Source organism: Bacillus sp. JJ1127, assembly GCF_036965845.1.
Classification (GTDB): domain Bacteria; phylum Bacillota; class Bacilli; order Bacillales; family Bacillaceae_G; genus Bacillus_A.
Window position 1 is genome coordinate 39,644 of the sequence record NZ_JBALQK010000145.1, and the last position, 16,656, is coordinate 56,299.

Annotated in this window: 16 protein-coding genes and 1 pseudogene; 4 read left to right on the forward strand and 13 right to left on the reverse strand. The window is 37.4% G+C overall.

Going from position 1 to position 16,656, the window contains the following annotated elements; genetic code table 11:
• Positions 1 to 170: 170 nt before the first annotated feature.
• The 8 genes from V7183_RS14910 to V7183_RS14945 form a co-directional block, all read right to left on the reverse strand.
• Entirely contained in the window at positions 171 to 308 is a 138-nt protein-coding gene (locus V7183_RS14910) for a DUF4275 family protein (protein WP_335360006.1), read from the reverse strand.
• A 5-nt stretch (positions 309 to 313) separates the two neighbouring features.
• Complete coding sequence (gene uvrA / locus V7183_RS14915; protein WP_335360007.1) at positions 314 to 3,184, reverse strand: excinuclease ABC subunit UvrA; 2,871 nt, start codon at positions 3,182 to 3,184, stop codon at positions 314 to 316.
• A 5-nt stretch (positions 3,185 to 3,189) separates the two neighbouring features.
• Entirely contained in the window at positions 3,190 to 5,166 is a 1,977-nt protein-coding gene (gene uvrB / locus V7183_RS14920; RefSeq protein ID WP_335360008.1) for an excinuclease ABC subunit B, read from the reverse strand.
• Between the two features lie 250 nt (positions 5,167 to 5,416).
• The gene (locus V7183_RS14925) at positions 5,417 to 5,758 is read right to left on the reverse strand and encodes a zinc ribbon domain-containing protein YjdM (protein WP_097899288.1); all 342 of its coding nucleotides are present in this window, start codon (positions 5,756 to 5,758) and stop codon (positions 5,417 to 5,419) included.
• An 80-nt stretch (positions 5,759 to 5,838) separates the two neighbouring features.
• Positions 5,839 to 7,593, reverse strand: coding sequence for a SulP family inorganic anion transporter (locus V7183_RS14930; RefSeq protein ID WP_335360009.1), 1,755 nt, complete (start codon positions 7,591 to 7,593; stop codon positions 5,839 to 5,841).
• 128 nt (positions 7,594 to 7,721) lie between these two features.
• Complete coding sequence (locus V7183_RS14935; RefSeq protein WP_335360010.1) at positions 7,722 to 8,162, reverse strand: DNA mismatch repair protein; 441 nt, start codon at positions 8,160 to 8,162, stop codon at positions 7,722 to 7,724.
• A gap of 1 nt (position 8,163) precedes the next feature.
• Entirely contained in the window at positions 8,164 to 8,517 is a 354-nt protein-coding gene (locus V7183_RS14940; RefSeq protein ID WP_335360011.1) for an ArsR/SmtB family transcription factor, read from the reverse strand.
• Positions 8,518 to 8,848: 331 nt separating this feature from the next.
• A complete protein-coding gene (locus V7183_RS14945; protein ID WP_335360012.1) occupies positions 8,849 to 9,286 on the reverse strand; it encodes a DUF4362 domain-containing protein in 438 nt (145 codons plus the stop codon).
• Positions 9,287 to 9,517: 231 nt separating this feature from the next.
• Between V7183_RS14945 and V7183_RS14950 the strand changes: the two genes are divergently transcribed.
• The gene (locus tag V7183_RS14950; protein WP_335360013.1) at positions 9,518 to 10,927 is read left to right on the forward strand and encodes an amino acid permease; all 1,410 of its coding nucleotides are present in this window, start codon (positions 9,518 to 9,520) and stop codon (positions 10,925 to 10,927) included.
• Between the two features lie 19 nt (positions 10,928 to 10,946).
• Here V7183_RS14950 and V7183_RS14955 read toward each other — a convergent pair whose 3' ends face one another.
• The 4 genes from V7183_RS14955 to V7183_RS14970 all read right to left on the reverse strand — a co-directional run bounded on the left by V7183_RS14955 (position 10,947) and on the right by V7183_RS14970 (position 13,107).
• Complete coding sequence (locus V7183_RS14955) at positions 10,947 to 11,555, reverse strand: hypothetical protein (protein WP_335360014.1); 609 nt, start codon at positions 11,553 to 11,555, stop codon at positions 10,947 to 10,949.
• Positions 11,552 to 12,313, reverse strand: a complete 762-nt coding sequence (locus V7183_RS14960; protein ID WP_097899295.1) for a MerR family transcriptional regulator — start codon at positions 12,311 to 12,313, stop codon at positions 11,552 to 11,554. The genes V7183_RS14955 and V7183_RS14960 overlap by 4 nt, the downstream gene beginning before the upstream one ends.
• A gap of 361 nt (positions 12,314 to 12,674) precedes the next feature.
• Positions 12,675 to 12,890 carry a hypothetical protein gene (locus V7183_RS14965; RefSeq protein ID WP_335360019.1) on the reverse strand — a complete coding sequence of 72 codons (216 nt, stop codon included), beginning with the start codon at positions 12,888 to 12,890 and terminating at the stop codon, positions 12,675 to 12,677.
• A gap of 19 nt (positions 12,891 to 12,909) precedes the next feature.
• Positions 12,910 to 13,107, reverse strand: a complete 198-nt coding sequence (locus V7183_RS14970; RefSeq protein WP_335360015.1) for a helix-turn-helix transcriptional regulator — start codon at positions 13,105 to 13,107, stop codon at positions 12,910 to 12,912.
• Positions 13,108 to 13,254: 147 nt separating this feature from the next.
• Here V7183_RS14970 and V7183_RS14975 point away from each other — a divergent pair, with 147 nt between their 5' ends.
• Positions 13,255 to 14,274 carry a phosphotransferase enzyme family protein gene (locus tag V7183_RS14975; RefSeq protein WP_335360016.1) on the forward strand — a complete coding sequence of 340 codons (1,020 nt, stop codon included), beginning with the start codon at positions 13,255 to 13,257 and terminating at the stop codon, positions 14,272 to 14,274.
• 37 nt (positions 14,275 to 14,311) lie between these two features.
• Here the strand turns inward: V7183_RS14975 and V7183_RS14980 are convergent, their stop codons facing one another.
• Positions 14,312 to 15,334, reverse strand: coding sequence for a YeiH family protein (locus tag V7183_RS14980; protein ID WP_335360017.1), 1,023 nt, complete (start codon positions 15,332 to 15,334; stop codon positions 14,312 to 14,314).
• A gap of 189 nt (positions 15,335 to 15,523) precedes the next feature.
• On the opposite strand from V7183_RS14980, the gene V7183_RS14985 reads away from it, so the two are divergent.
• Complete coding sequence (locus tag V7183_RS14985) at positions 15,524 to 16,417, forward strand: LysR family transcriptional regulator (RefSeq protein WP_335360018.1); 894 nt, start codon at positions 15,524 to 15,526, stop codon at positions 16,415 to 16,417.
• Positions 16,418 to 16,468: 51 nt separating this feature from the next.
• Positions 16,469 to 16,656 (forward strand): annotated as a pseudogene (locus tag V7183_RS14990) (hypothetical protein); the annotation flags it as partial.

Here is a 16,656-nt window from a genome sequence, read left to right on the forward strand (position 1 = left end):
ATGCATAGAAGCAGTCAGGACCTTTTTTAGCCCCATGCCATGTAAAAACAAAATGAGAAAACGAGTGTAGATCACCTTTTGTTTTTCATAGCCGTGACTTATATGGTAGGAAACCAAAATAGAATTATATAAAAGCTTATTCCATCCCTCATATTTGTATACCTATCACTCTAAAGTAGTTTTCTTACAATCTTACCATTTTTCCCAGCTAAATAAGAACCATACCATCCCGTTTCATGCGTTTGTACATAAGTCCAGTTAAACCCTTTGTCTACAACATACCAAAAATAAGGAAAGGAGCCAGCCAATTGGCTTAGCTCCCTACTTCAACCTCTTTCATCTTCTCTTTCATACGAGCTTTATCACGTTCTAAAATTTCTTTTAAATACTTCCCTGTATACGAACGCTCTTCTTTGACCACTTGCTCCGGTGTACCTGATGCAACAATCTGTCCACCTTTGTCTCCACCTTCTGGACCAAGGTCAACAATATAATCAGCTGTCTTAATCACATCTAAGTTATGCTCAATTACAAGCACTGTCTCACCACTTTCAACAAGGCGCTGTAATACTTCTAGAAGGCGTGCGATATCATGCGCATGTAAACCTGTCGTCGGCTCATCTAAAATATATAACGTACGGCCTGTAGAACGGCGATGCAATTCAGATGCTAGTTTCACACGCTGCGCTTCACCGCCTGATAGCGTAGTAGCCGGCTGACCTAATTTCATATAGCCAAGTCCTACATCTACGAGCGTCTGTAACTTCCGTTTAATTTTCGGGATGTTCGCAAAGAATTCTACTCCATCTTCAATCGTCATTCCTAATACTTCAGAAATGTTTTTATCTTTATATTTTACTTCTAGTGTTTCACGATTATAACGTTTACCATGACATACTTCACACGGAACATATACATCTGGTAAGAAATGCATTTCAATTTTAATAATCCCATCACCGCGGCACGCTTCACAACGTCCGCCTTTCACGTTAAAGCTAAAGCGTCCTTTTTGATATCCACGTACCTTCGCTTCATTTGTTCGAGCAAACACATCACGGATATCATCGAACACACCTGTGTATGTCGCTGGATTTGAACGTGGTGTACGTCCGATTGGTGATTGATCAATATCAATGACTTTATCTAAATGCTCAAGACCTTTAATTTGCTTATGAGCCCCTGGCTTACTCTTCGCCTTATACAATTTCTGTGCTAACGATTTATATAAAACCTCATTCACCATCGTACTCTTTCCAGAACCAGACACACCTGTTACCGCTACAAATGTACCTAGCGGGAATGACATTTTCGCATTTTTTAAGTTATTTTCTTTCGCACCAATAATTTCAACTTTACGGCCGTCCCCTTTTCGTCTTTCAAGTGGAACCGGAATAAACTTCTTACCGCTTAAATATTGGCCTGTTAATGATTTATCATCATTCATCACTTCATCTGGCGAGCCTGCTGATACAACTTGCCCACCATGAATCCCTGCGCCAGGACCAATATCAAGCAAGTAATCGGCAGCCATCATTGTATCTTCATCATGTTCAACAACAATGAGCGTATTCCCTAAGTCACGCATTTCCTGCAATGTACGAATTAGACGGTCATTATCACGCTGATGTAACCCGATGGAAGGCTCGTCTAGAATATATAGTACGCCCGTAAGACGAGAGCCAATTTGTGTCGCCAAGCGAATGCGCTGTGCTTCACCACCAGATAACGTCCCTGCGGCACGGCTTAAAGTTAAATAATCAAGCCCTACGTTAATTAAGAAGCTTACACGCTCTTTAATTTCACGTAAAATTAAACGAGCAATTTTTTCTTGTTTTTCTGTTAGTTCAATGGTTGAGAAGAAATCATAAACCTCTTGAACTGAGTACTTCGTTACATCCGCAATTGTTTTCTCGCCAACAAAAACAGCTAAGCTTTCTGGCTTCAAGCGGCCACCCTTACATTTCGGACACGCTTGCTCCGCCATATACTTTTCCATCTGTTCACGAATATAATCAGAACTCGTCTCACGATAACGCCGTTCAATATTTGGAATAACCCCTTCAAATAAAATGTCGCTTTCTTTCACTTGACCAAAGTCATTCACATAACGGAAATACACCTTTTCTTCTCCACTTCCGTACAGTACTTTATCAAATAAGTCTTTCGGAATATCTTTAACAGGCATATCCATATCGATTCCGTAATGATTACAAACAGATTGCAGTAATTGCGGATAATATTGTGAGCTTGTCGGTTCCCAAGGAGCAATCGCATGCTCATTTAATGATAAATCCCAGTTTGGAATCACAAGTTCTAAATCTACTTCTAGTTTCGAACCAAGCCCATCACAAGTCGGACATGCACCGAATGGACTATTGAAAGAGAACATACGTGGCTCTAACTCACCGATTGAAAAACCACAATGCGGACAAGCATGGTGCTCACTAAATAAAAGTTCTTCTTCTCCAATCACATCGATTAATACACGGCCTCCTCCAAGTTTCAATGCACTTTCAAGAGAATCTGCAAGACGGCTTGCAACCCCTTCTTTTACAACGATACGGTCAATTACGACTTCAATAGAATGCTTCTTATTTTTATCTAATGTAATCTCTTCAGATACATCAAGCATTTCTCCATCGACACGAACACGGACATAACCTTGTTTCTTTATATCTTCTAATACTTTCACGTGCGTACCTTTACGTCCTGACACAATCGGTGCTAACACTTGTAATTTCGTACGCTCTGGATATTCAAGTACACGATCTACCATTTGCTCTACAGTTTGCGATGTAATTTCAACCCCATGATTCGGACAGATAGGTGTCCCAATTCGTGCAAATAATAGTCGTAAATAATCATAAATCTCCGTCACTGTCCCAACTGTCGAACGAGGGTTACGACTCGTCGTTTTTTGATCAATTGAAATCGCTGGAGACAGCCCTTCGATTGTATCCACATCTGGTTTATCCATTTGACCTAAGAACTGGCGCGCATACGCGGATAAAGATTCCACGTATCTGCGCTGCCCTTCTGCATAAATCGTATCAAATGCTAATGATGATTTTCCCGAACCAGACAGACCTGTCACAACAACGAGCTGATTTCTCGGAATGGTTACATCAATATTTTTTAAGTTATGCGCTCTCGCACCTTTTACAACGATAAAATCTTTGCTCACTATCTTCACCCTTCCGCTTTTAATTCTAGCAGTAAATCTCTTAGCTCAGCTGCGCGCTCGAAGTCTAGTGCTTTCGCCGCTTCCTTCATCTCCGCTTCCATCTTCGCGATTGTTTTTTCTCGTTCTTTCTTCGTCATCTTCTTAGCAGGCGCCGCTTCATATACTTCCGCACTCTCTGCTGCTGCTGTTGCACGAATCACGTCACGCACTTCTTTTTGAATTGTTCTCGGCGTAATACCATGTTCTTCATTGTAAGCCTCTTGCTTTTGACGACGGCGTTTCGTCTCTTCAATCGCAATTCCCATCGATTTCGTTATGCGATCTGCGTACATAATTACATGACCGTTTTCATTACGTGCGGCACGACCGATTGTTTGAATCAATGATCGCTCTGAACGTAAGAAACCTTCTTTATCCGCATCTAAAATAGCTACGAGTGATACTTCTGGAATATCAAGCCCTTCTCGCAACAAGTTAATACCGACAAGCACATCAAACTTACCAAGGCGAAGATCGCGAATAATTTCAATCCGCTCTAACGTTTTAATTTCAGAATGAAGATAGTTTACTTTAATCCCAACATCTTTTAAGTAATCTGTTAAATCCTCTGACATTTTCTTTGTTAATGTCGTAATTAATACGCGCTCATTTTTCGCAATACGGTCTTGTATCTCTCCTAGTAAATCATCAATTTGCCCTTCAATTGGCCTTACATCAATTTTCGGATCTAAAAGCCCAGTTGGACGAATAATTTGCTCCACAGCTTCCGGTGCAAGTTCTAGTTCATACAGTCCCGGCGTTGCTGATACATACACAACTTGATTCGTTTTCTCTTCAAACTCTTCAAACATAAGCGGTCTATTATCTAGCGCTGATGGCAGACGGAATCCATGATCAACAAGCACTTGCTTACGCGCCTGATCTCCGTTATACATCGCCCTTACTTGTGGCACAGTTACATGCGACTCATCCATCACGATGAGGAAATCTTTAGGAAAATAGTCTAACAATGTATATGGTGTTGAACCAGCTGGACGAAGCGTTAAATGACGGGAGTAGTTCTCAATCCCTGAACAAAAGCCCATCTCACGCATCATTTCTAAATCGTAACGCGTCCGCTGCTCTATCCGCTGCGCTTCTAGCAACTTGCCATTATCATTTAATTCTTTTAAACGTTCTTCTAATTCTTTTTCAATATTTTCAATGGCAACTTTCATTTTTTCTTCGCGTGTAACGAAGTGAGATGCCGGGAAGATTGCCACATGCTCACGTTCTGCTAATACTTCACCTGTTAGTGCATTCACTTCCCTAATACGATCAATCTCATCGCCAAAAAACTCAATCCGAATACAATGTTCATCAAGGGATGCTGGAAAAATCTCAACTACATCCCCGCGCACGCGAAACGTTCCACGCTGGAAGTCAATATCATTACGGCCGTACTGCACATCAACAAGTTCACGAAGCAATTGATTACGTTCCTTCTCCATACCAACGCGTAAAGAGACAACAAGTTCACGATATTCTTCTGGAGAACCTAAACCGTAAATACAAGACACACTCGCTACAATAATGACATCATCTCGTTCAAATAAAGCCGATGTTGCTGAGTGACGCAATTTATCAATCTCATCATTAATTTGTGCATCTTTTTCAATAAATGTATCGGTTTGTGGTACATACGCTTCCGGTTGATAATAATCGTAGTAACTAACAAAATATTCCACCGCATTGTTCGGAAAGAAATCTTTCAACTCACTGTATAGCTGTCCTGCTAACGTTTTATTATGAGCCATTACAAGTGTTGGCTTCTTCACTTCTTTAATGACATTTGAAATCGTAAATGTCTTACCCGTTCCTGTCGCTCCAAGCAACACTTGATGTTTCTTACCATTTTTAATCCCTGTTACAAGCTGTTCTATCGCTCTTGGCTGGTCACCTTGCGGGGAATATTCTGAGACAATTTCAAATTGATGTTCCAACAAATCCGACCTCCTCGTAAAAAATCTGTATTCTCATTTTACCACGAACGCTCAGAAAAAAACCAAGGAAACGAACAAATATTCGGTAAAAAATTCGACATTCATTTTAAAACAAACCGCAAATTTCATACGCTAAGCAAAATTCTGCAAAGAAAAAGCCGATTTCCTTGAACTGTACGCTAAAGGATAAATCGGCTCTGTGCTATTAATTTATTTGTAGTGGTCGAAATTCTATTTTATGAAAAATCATTTATACTTTTTTAACAAATTCAGATTTTAATTTCATGGCTCCAAAACCATCAATTTTACAATCAATATCATGATCTCCATCAACTAGACGGATATTCTTCACTTTTGTACCGATTTTCACAACTGATGAAGTTCCTTTTACTTTAAGATCTTTAATGACTGTCACAGAATCACCGTCGTTTAATACATTTCCATTTGCATCTTTAACAACTTTTGTATTCCCATTGTTTTCTGCTTCTGATTCTAAAGTCCACTCATGAGCACACTCTGGACAAACAAAAAGATTTCTATCTTCATAAGTGTATGCTGAATTACATTTTGGGCAATTTGGTAAATTAGACATATTTTTTATTTCCTCCATATTTATCTTTTATAAAATCATTAAAAGAGTAAATTAAATAAGCTCTGTATATTAAATGAATGTTAAAAATCCAATGCATTGGTTTTATTATTTATTATATTAACTTGCTGAGAAAGCCCGGTACATTCATGAAAAGCAAAATGCTTACACCCTATACATTTTTTCGTATTCAAATGTTCTAGAGCGCAGTTAATAGCTTCCCCTGTATGATCAAAAAAGTTTTCTTCCCCGATCTCGTTGTACAATCCATTCTTATCTAGAGTTATTTTTAACTCGGATTGAATTCCTGAGATGAGAAGTACGCCACCTTGTTTTTTAAAATGCTGAATAATATTTCTAAAGTATGCTTCTCCTGTTGTATCAATAAACGGAACTTTTCCCATACGTAAAATTAAAACTTTCGGCTTATAATGAATAGTCCCTAAAATATTTTGTTCAAATGTTTGAGCAGCACCAAAAAATAGTGGGCCCTCTATTGTGTAAATACTAATTTGTGGACAATCATGTGCCTTATTTACCACATCCGGTAACAATTTTTCATTCTTTTTTGTATGATCAGGAAGCACTTTAGATATGACAAGCATATTACTCATACGTTTTGTAAACAAAATAACAGCTAAAATAAGGCCGATTTCCACAGCTGTTGTCAAACTAGTAAATACAGTAAGCAAAAATGTTACAAGCAATACAAGGGAATCCCCTGTCTTCATCTTAAGTATGTGAACAAAATGTTTTTGTTCACTCATATTCCAAGCTACCACCATTAAAATAGGAGCCATACTAGCAAGTGGAATATGTGAGGCATATGGCGCTAACAGTAGAAGTGTGGATAACACAAATGCTCCATGAATAACACCTGACATCGGAGATACAGCCCCACTCTTAATATTAGTTGCTGTGCGGGCAATCGCTCCAGTTGCTGGGATACCTCCAAATAATGATGTAACAACATTGGCAATTCCTTGACCAATAAGCTCTTTGTTACTGTTATGTTTACTATTTGTCATACCATCTGCCACGACAGCGGATAAAAGGGATTCAATACCACCCAACATGGCGATAACAAATGCAGGGCCCATTAACTGTTTTATACGCTCTAATGTGATTTCCGGGATATGAAACTGAGGAAGTGTATTCGGAATCATACCATATGCCGTCCCAATAGTAGGTACCTGACCCGAGAAAAATACAATTGCAATTACAGTTGAAATAATAATACCTACTAATGAACCGGGTACTTTTGGCAAAATCTTTGGAGTTATCAATATAACAAAAAGGCAAATCAAAGCAGTTATAATACTATAAAAATTGATGGTATCAATATGGATAAAGATTTCCTTTAGATTTGCTATAAATGCCTCATGCTTTTTTATACCTGTTAGACCTAAAAAACTAGCAATTTGTCCCGTAAAGATACCAACCGCAATACCTGATGTAAAACCAATTGTTACAGGGCGTGGGATAAATTTAATTAAAGATCCTAATTTAAAAATTCCCATAAGGCATAAGAGAATTCCGGCTAATAAACCGGCCAATAGTAAATTTTCATACCCATAGGTAATTACAATCCCTAAAAGAATCGGAACAAAAGCACCTGTAGGCCCTCCAATTTGATACTTTGAACCACCAAATAACGAAACGAGTATCCCGGCAATACATGTTGTATAAATTCCATACTCCGGCTTAACGCCAGAAGCTATAGCAAAAGACATAGCAAGTGGAATCGCGACGACTCCGACAATCATTCCAGAAAGAAGATCCTTTTGAAAATGTCCTAATGAATACCCTTCAAACCTTCCCGTAAATAACCCTTTCATTACAAAACCTTCTTTTCTATTTTTAATCAATCGTACTTCTTTTCTTCTGAAAGAATACTTTCTTGTGATAAATTTGTATTACAAATACATTTAAACGCTCTCTATCTCGTTACAAAGAGAGTATCAGCCTAATATTTGTTATACGTTTTGCTTAAATGCCGTTCTAATTTACCTATATCTCCGCCTTCTTGTACGTAGGATTTTAATCTTTCTGCTAAAAGTAATCCGTCTCGGCTATCTAGCTTTTTCATATCTATAAACGATGTAATCTTTACTGTATCTGGGGTAATATCTCTACGAAACATTTGCCCTGGAATTTCACTCCACAAACGATTCCATTCATCTAGTAATCCTATTTGGTCAAATAAAAAGCTCTGAATTCCGCATAACCAGGCTGTACAAGCTGTATTTCTTTTTTGACATCCAACTCCATCTTGTAAATGTTGACATAAGAAACAACAAGAATTTCCACTTTTAATACAAATACTACAAACGTGATAAGCTCCTATTGAGCGAAATATTTCTATTCCATGTTGAATGACATCTTCTTTCCTAACTTCAATGTTCAACCTAACCCTCCTTAACTATCAATTCACGCTCTGCTTCATCTAGTTCCTCTAACATTGAAATTGTATCGATTAAATGATTGTTAAAAATTCTCTTTGCAACTACCAGTAAATCCACAATCATAGGATCTCGTAAAGAATATAAAACTCGTTTCCCATCTTTGGTACCAACAACAATATTTTTTGAACGTAGTACGCTTAATTGTTGAGAAACAGCTGAACCTTCTTTATTAAGAATCGATTGAATTTCATTTACGCTTTTTTCACCCTCTGACAATAATTCTAAAATGCCTATTCGCAAAGGATGTGCTAAGGCTTTAAAGAAATCAGCTTTAAATTTTTGCATTTCGTTTCCCATTCAAATACCTCCATTACTTATCCTTAATTTGAAAAAGTATCATATTACATCTTCAAATATTTGAATATGTAATATGATACTCCTAGTACTTCGAATTTTCAATAAAAATTTTGAAAGATTAAATTTGAACAGCAGCTCATTCACGCATCCACAAATAAAGCCTTGTAAGTCTTTTACTCAGTTGGAAAATGAAATTAAGAGATCATTATAGATATAAATGGAATTTAAAGAAGATGACTTCTGTTGATACAGAACTCATCTTCTTAATATTGCATACCTTTTTTTCAAAACGCCCTTCACAAATGGTAGATTTTACATGTAAATATCTTTTTCATTCATTAGGCACCTTCACTAAAAAATAGTTTATGTATTCAAGATCTTTTTGGCATTCACTTAATTTATAATTTACGCTTTCCTTGCTTTCCTCTTTTAGAATTCCTCTGCACACATCACTCTTTTTTCCTTTATGAGTACTACCAAACTTATCATTTGAATCATCAAACGTATAGTTTATATTCATTCCATCATAATCCAATGTTTGAAAGATTGGATCTCCTTCATCGGTATAATGTACGATGCGTACTTTATCCGACTGACCATTTTTAACATGAACAAGAAATTTCTCAAACTTATCTAAATTAGTCACTCCGCTCACTTTTTCAACTATATCATCTTTCTGATTATCTCCCGTTGATTTTGTAGAAGATACACACCCTACTAAACTGCCGATACAAAATAGAAAACACAATAAAGCAATTCCTTTTCTCATATGAATCCTCTCCAGCCCGTTTTGACTTTATACTATCATTCAACACGAAATGAACTGGAAGAGCAATGTAAATACGCCGACAAATACAGAAAAGGTAGAATTTTCTAAAAAATAATTATTTACAAAGTTATTTTTTCACATTAGAATACGAACTACAAGGATTCGACATTATGCGACAAAATGAAGTTATGTTTTTCGGAATTTTTAAATAAAAGGGGATGAGAAAACGATATGAATCTATTTCGCAAAAAATCCATTTCAGCATTGTTAGCACAGTCCGAACAAAAAGGGGCATCTTTAAATAAAGAACTCGGCGCATTCGATCTTACCATGTTAGGGGTAGGTGCTATTATCGGAACTGGGATTTTCGTTCTTACCGGTGTCGCCGCAGCAGAACACGCAGGACCAGCACTTATTTTATCGTTTATTTTATCCGGTTTAGCCTGTGTATTTGCGGCATTATGTTATTCTGAATTTGCATCAACTGTACCGGTATCTGGCAGTGCATACACTTATAGCTATGCGACGTTTGGAGAGATAATTGCTTGGATTTTAGGATGGGATTTAATCTTAGAATACGGATTGGCTTCGTCAGCTGTTGCATCAGGCTGGTCTGGATATTTCCAAGGACTATTGAGCGGATTCGGGATTACATTACCTACCGCTTTAACAAGCGCATATAACCCTGCAGCTGGAACATATGTAGACTTACCAGCAATCTGTATCATTTTTCTAATGACATTGTTATTAACAAGGGGAGCAAAAAAATCAGCTCGCTTTAATGCTATCATGGTAGCTATTAAACTCTTTGTTGTCTTACTATTTATCGGTGTAGGTGCCTTCTATGTGAAACCTGAAAACTGGACACCATTTATGCCGTTTGGTTTCTCTGGTGTAACAACTGGCGCTGCAACTGTTTTCTTTGCTTACATCGGATTTGATGCTGTATCAACAGCTGCTGAAGAAGTAAAAAATCCACAGCGCAACATGCCGATTGGGATTATTGCTTCTTTAACAATTTGTACCATACTATATATTGTCGTCTCATTGATATTGACTGGAATTGTGCCTTACGATCAGTTAGGTGTTAAAAATCCTGTTGCTTTCGCACTACAATACATTCACCAAGATTGGGTTGCTGGTTTCATTTCTTTAGGAGCAATTACTGGTATTACAACTGTTTTACTCGTTATGCTATATGGACAAACACGTTTATTTTACGCAATTAGCCGAGACGGCTTACTACCAAAAGTACTTTCCCGTGTAAACAAAAAAACAAAAACACCTGTTATTAATAGTTGGATTACTGCCACTATGGTTGCTTTCTTTGCTGGTTTCGTTCCTTTAAATAAACTAGCAGAATTAACAAATATCGGTACATTATTCGCATTCATCGTTGTATCAATTGGAGTAATTATCCTACGCAAAAAACAACCAGAACTACCGCGTGCTTTTAAAGTGCCATTGGTACCATGGATTCCTGCTTTAGCTGTTCTATTCTGTGGATACCTCGCATTGCAACTGCCTGCAATCACATGGATTGGCTTTGTGATATGGCTTATAATTGGACTTGTTGTTTATTTCAGTTACGGTTATAAAAATAGTACGCTACAAACTAAACAAAAAGAAGACGTTGCATAATGAAAAAACTGTTGTCCCATTAGGACAGCAGTTTTTTTTCTTTTTTTGGAAAAATGACATATGAAAATGTAATTATCGTATCAATAAGAAGTACAATACCCCATACCTTGCTTACACGACTAGCTCCTTGGTTTAAAACAATCCCTTTCTCAAACCAATCTCCCCACTGTTCAATTGGTACGAGTCCATACATAAAGAAAAATACAATATGAACAGCAGTAAACAAAATAAGATGTAAGCTCCATTGTCCCAGTTCTTGCTTTGTATAAGCCCAGCCCGTAACCTGTAATTGTTCTTCTATAGGCATCGGCTCATTCCGCCATCTTGCAACAAGTTTTCGTACCCATATATCCAATTTTTTTAGATCTTTTTTTCCATATAAAAGCGCATATAATAATATAATTACGGTAATAATTTGAAAGTTAGAAAACTGACCTGTGTGATAATAATCAATGGCGCCCAGCGCTAAAATAAACACTTCATTTAAAAGCAATACAATGCCTGCGATAAAACTCGCTTTCTGTAAACGAAAACCATAACGTAGTACAAAAAATCCAATTGCCGATATCCAAAATACAATTTCTGCACCAATTAAAAAATACCAACGATATTCTGCAAGTATACTCATTTCCCCTTCTCCCTCTCATCATATATACGAAAAGCTTCATCCATATACATTAAAAGCTCCTCTTCAATTGGATACATATTCATCTTCTTTGAATCTTCCTTTGATTTTCTTACTTCCCACAATTTATCTAAAAATGCTTCATCCCCATTCGCCATTTCCAGACACTTCGCCATTAGTTTGTTTGTAGCTTCTTGCACTTCATCATGCGATGCATCCTTGCCTTCTTTCATAAAGCCACGCAACTGTTTTAACAACTCAACCCATTCTCGAACGTTTTCATCTTCCTCGCTCATATTCGGCAAATTGCGAAGAAGTTTTTGCTCCTCGTCTAAAAATGTCTTTTTTTGAAATATTTCGCGTATACGAGGAGACTGCCTTGAAAGTTGAATGAGTTCAAACATGATTCTCCAATCTAATTCTCCCTCTAGCTCAGCTGAATACACAACAGCTTGCAAAATCCGTTCCATTCGGTTGAACTTTTTCTGCTCTTGTTGTACAAACTTAAGTTGTTTTTCCAATGATTCTTTTAAGCTGAATTCATCTGTTACTAACATATTCGTAATCTCTCTTAATGAGAAACCCATTTCTTTTAGAAACAAAATTTGCTGCAACCGAATCACATCCGCTTCACTATATAACCGATGGCCTCCGTCCGTTTTCCCGCTTGGCTTTAATAAATCTATTTGATCGTAATAACGTAGCGTTCTTACAGTAACACCCGTTTCCTTTGTAAGTTCCTGAATCGAAATCATTTCCATCACCCTTTCCTCTTCATTGTAAAAGATGACGTAACGTAACTTTCAAGTATTTTTGTGAAAAAATTCAAAAAAGCTGTTTACACGCTTCATGTAAACAGCTTTTGCGGGATAAAATCGGTAATCCCATCCCGTTTTCCCTTTATTTATCTATTTGTATATAAATCCATTTTAATTTTTCGACATCTAAATCTCTGCTATGCAGAATAAAAGGTAACCTACACTCGTTTGCTCGTTCTGTTTTTACCTCGCATGTGGCAGAAAAAGTCCCTGACCACTTTATACATGGCCAGATGCCCTCTCCCTCCTAAAAAAGGGGGGGTATATCGTTTTTTTAATTGATGTATATATAGAACATACCTCGCTACTCATTCTCTTCTACCTTTCTAAACTGCCATTTCGGCCAATAGTTCACAAAAAAGTATATAAACTGTCCTATTACAAAAAGAATAAATGGCGTTCCAGCTCTCCCGTAAACAATCAAATTATACATACCCCATATCGCTAAGCTTATTGCGTAAAAAAATCCTAGATATTTAAAGGCTTTATCTGATTGATGTCTTTCGTATTCATCTTGCATTCTCATTCTCTCTTCCCCCTTAATCCAACGTAAATATTTCTTCCACCTTCATCCCAAAATATTTGGCAATCTTCAGCGACAATTCCAAGCTCGGATTGTAATGGTGATTTTCAATTGCTACAATCGTTTGCCTTGTCACTTGCATTGCTTTTGCCATTTCAATTTGCGTTATGTGATTTTGCTTTCTTAATTCTTTAATTTTGTTTTTTACACTCATAAGATCCACCTTTAAAAGTAAAGATATCTTTACTTTTATTATAAATATTTTCCAATTCCAAGTAAAGATATCTTTACAAAATAGAGGGAAATATTTTAGCAATATGGAAATATGTAAAGAAACTATTTCTTATCGGAGGCTACCAACATGTTCGAAAGATCTATGATTCAAGCTATTTTGCAGAATTTCGATATACTACAAGAACCGTTTCACTACGAAGTCATACGCGCTTCCAAAGACAAAGATACCCTCATCATATGTTCAACACCGATAAAAAAAGTACTAATCCGATTTTACAAAGACTCTTTCACTACAATTGATGGCCTTCAAACACAAGGACTACTTTGCCGCGCCTTTATTGAAAACGGAATTCCAGTACCCGGGCGCTTCCAAACAAACGACGGACTATACTATTTACCTGCCCATACAATCAAAAATTCTTTTCCTGTTACAGTAGAAGAATGGATGCCAGGAAGAGAGTTAGAGGACCAAGAAGTGAATAAGCAATTATTACATACACTGGGTAAACTACTAGGTAAAACACATAAAATTTCTGAGACATATGATATCCATTTTAAATACGGAACTTATTGGGGGATGTTCGGCGGAAACACTTCAGATGTACCTGGCATTTATGATGATGTGGAATTAGAGGCAAATAGTCTAAAGGAAAGTTTACAGCGAAAAGAAATCAATCAAGCACTAGTAGAAGAAGTTTTTCTTCAGTTTTATGAAAAACGAGCGACCTTGCAAAAGTTGTGGAATACTCTTCCGAAAGGTGCAGTGCAAGGTGACTTCTCTCCAAACAATATTTTGCTAAATCATAACAGTGCATTTCAATCCCTTATTGATTTCAATATTGCTGGTGATGAAGTTTTCATTAACCATCTCGCCGGAGAAGCTATTTTTTTAGCATATGAACTTATGGGGGATGAACAAGACGACTGGTTTTATGAATTTTTATCAGCCTATATGAAAGAGCGACCATTATCTACACTTGAAAAGGAAGCCTTACCTCTTATCATACAAGTTGTACGCCCATTTCGCTTTAGACGTACACAAAAGATTATCCAGCTTGTAAAAGAAGAACAATTTACTGAAGTAGAAAAAGAATTATCCATTATGATTGGCCTTTTACATTGTGATGTGGGAGCATTTATGAAATAGAAAAGGAGGCATACCGATTATGCCTCCTTTTCTTACCTTACATAAAGCCTAACGCATATACAAGAATATACCCGAGAACAGAAAGACAAACAGATCCTATTAACCCTGCGACAAATGCTCTACTTCCTAATTTACGGAACGTCCTAAACTCTACATTTAAACCAAGCCCCGCCATTGCCATCGCAATGAGCATGTAAGCAAGGACTACGATATAACCTGCAACGAACTCCGGTATAATTCCTAACGAATGAACCGCACTCATTGCTAAAAAACCAAAGATAAACCATGGAATTGGAAGGTCACGCCATGAACCCTTTTGCTTGTTACCTTCGCTGCGTCCAAACCATATTCCAATTAAAATCGCCACTGGTACAAGCATAGCAACGCGCGTTAACTTTACAATAACCGCGATATCAACAGACGTGCTTCCGCCTGGCGCCGCCGCGGCGATAACGTGTGCAATTTCATGCAGCGTCGCTCCAGAGAATACCCCGTAACCATATGGAGATAGACCAAGAACCGGATACAATAAAGTATAAATCAGTGTAAAAATTGTACCTAGAATTGCAATAATTGCCGCACCGACCGCCGTTTCATCGTCCTTCGCTTTCACTTGCGGTGCAATTGCCACGACCGCGGCCGCGCCGCAAATTGCTGTCCCGCATGCTGTTAAAATTCCAAGCGTCTTATCTACTTTAAAAACACGCGTTAATGTGTATACAACAACAATTGTAAAGGCAATGACAATTGCGGCAATAACCAACACCTTTGGTCCTGCCTTAGCAATATCAACTAAATTTAATCTCATACCAAGTAAAATAATTCCGAAGCGAAGTAACTTCTTACTCGCAAAACTCGTTCCTGCGATTGCTTCATAAGGTATACCAATTGTAGCTCTCCAAATCATCCCAATTAGAATAGCAATTACTAATTGTCCCATAATATTTAAAAATGGAAGCTCCGCTAAATATTTCGCGACAATGGCAATCAATAACGTAATCCCAATTCCTTGCGAAAAACCGAGACGCTTCTTCTTTTGTATAACAAGTGTCTGTTCCACTTTATACCACCCCAATAATCGTATTGAAACATGCATGTTCTTTATATTTACATTATAGAAGAGATTCAATAATAAGTTTAATATCAATATACAATCTCAATCATCATAAAAACTTATGATAAAATGAAAGAAAAAGCAGAAGCAGTGCACCTACACAGTCATAACACTATAAGTAAAGGGGTAAGGCCAATGAACGTCGATATTTTAAAAATATTTGTTACCGTTGTCGAGCAACAACATTTCTCTCGTGCTGCGGAACTATTAAACCTTTCACAACCAGGCGTCAGCATGCATATTCGCAATTTAGAAAACGAATTTGGTACTACGCTCATTCAGCGCTCTCCAAAACATGTTCAAGTTACGGAAGCTGGCAACATTTTATACACACATGCAAAGCAGATGCTATCTCTTTATGAAGAGGCAAAACAAGAAATTAACGAATTACATAATGTTGTGACAGGAACACTGCGTATCGGGGCTAGCTTTACAATTGGTGAATACTTACTTCCAAAAATATTAGCACGTTACGCTAACGAGAATCCGCGCGTAGAAGTACATACATTTATCTCCAATACAGAAGAAGTCCTTCAAAACATTCGTTCCAATCAAATTGATATTGGCTTAGTAGAAGGACAAGTCGTATATACCAATATGAATGTAGAAACCTTTATGGAAGATGAAATGAAACTTGTCGTCCCGCCCAATCATCCCCTGCTACGTACACAAGCAATCAACGAAACAACCTTACAAGATCAAGTATGGATTCTCAGAGAAACTGGCTCTGGAACACGCGCCTATAGCGATCGCTTTATCCATCAGCATCATTTAAAAATGAAGCGTTTCTTTACATTTAGCAGTATTCAAAGTGTAAAAGAAGCCGTTGCCGCGGGGCTTGGCATCGCAATACTTTCTGACTGGACCGTAAGAAAAGAGCTGCAAGCGAGAGAGCTTTTTCATGTCGAAGTTCCAAACGAAAAACTCATTCGTCCTTTCTCCATCGTTCGCGGTAAATACTTTATCCCTTCCAAAGCCATTCAAGTCTTTTTAGATCATGTTCAATTATTTTCCAAAAAACAGAGTTGACCTTCACATTATCTATACGAAGGGAGTGAAATGCAGTACAGATTGGAGAATGAACAAAAGGAAAACTATTCAAATTATCGTGAACAAAAGGAACGTGAGAGAATACAAAAACAAGCCGAATATGATAAATGCGTACAAGGAAAGAAACGTCTAGAACAATCTATTTCACACAAAAAACAGCGTGCTTCTACACAATATACGATATACGTAAACATACAACAAAGGAGCTGTCCCAAAGG

Excerpts from the sequence above, each read along its gene's own strand:
- V7183_RS14925 (WP_097899288.1), bottom strand. The coding sequence starts at position 5,758 with ATGTCTAATTTACCAAATTGCCCAAAATGTAATTCAGCATACACTTAT.
- V7183_RS14930 (WP_335360009.1), bottom strand. The coding sequence starts at position 7,593 with ATGAAAGGGTTATTTACGGGAAGGTTTGAAGGGTATTCATTAGGACAT.
- V7183_RS14940 (WP_335360011.1), bottom strand. The coding sequence starts at position 8,517 with ATGGGAAACGAAATGCAAAAATTTAAAGCTGATTTCTTTAAAGCCTTA.
- V7183_RS14945 (WP_335360012.1), bottom strand. The coding sequence starts at position 9,286 with ATGAGAAAAGGAATTGCTTTATTGTGTTTTCTATTTTGTATCGGCAGT.
- V7183_RS14950 (WP_335360013.1), top strand. The coding sequence starts at position 9,518 with ATGAATCTATTTCGCAAAAAATCCATTTCAGCATTGTTAGCACAGTCC.
- V7183_RS14955 (WP_335360014.1), bottom strand. The coding sequence starts at position 11,555 with ATGAGTATACTTGCAGAATATCGTTGGTATTTTTTAATTGGTGCAGAA.
- V7183_RS14960 (WP_097899295.1), bottom strand. The coding sequence starts at position 12,313 with ATGGAAATGATTTCGATTCAGGAACTTACAAAGGAAACGGGTGTTACT.
- V7183_RS14965 (WP_335360019.1), bottom strand. The coding sequence starts at position 12,890 with ATGCAAGATGAATACGAAAGACATCAATCAGATAAAGCCTTTAAATAT.
- V7183_RS14970 (WP_335360015.1), bottom strand. The coding sequence starts at position 13,107 with ATGAGTGTAAAAAACAAAATTAAAGAATTAAGAAAGCAAAATCACATA.
- V7183_RS14975 (WP_335360016.1), top strand. The coding sequence starts at position 13,255 with ATGTTCGAAAGATCTATGATTCAAGCTATTTTGCAGAATTTCGATATA.
- V7183_RS14985 (WP_335360018.1), top strand. The coding sequence starts at position 15,524 with ATGAACGTCGATATTTTAAAAATATTTGTTACCGTTGTCGAGCAACAA.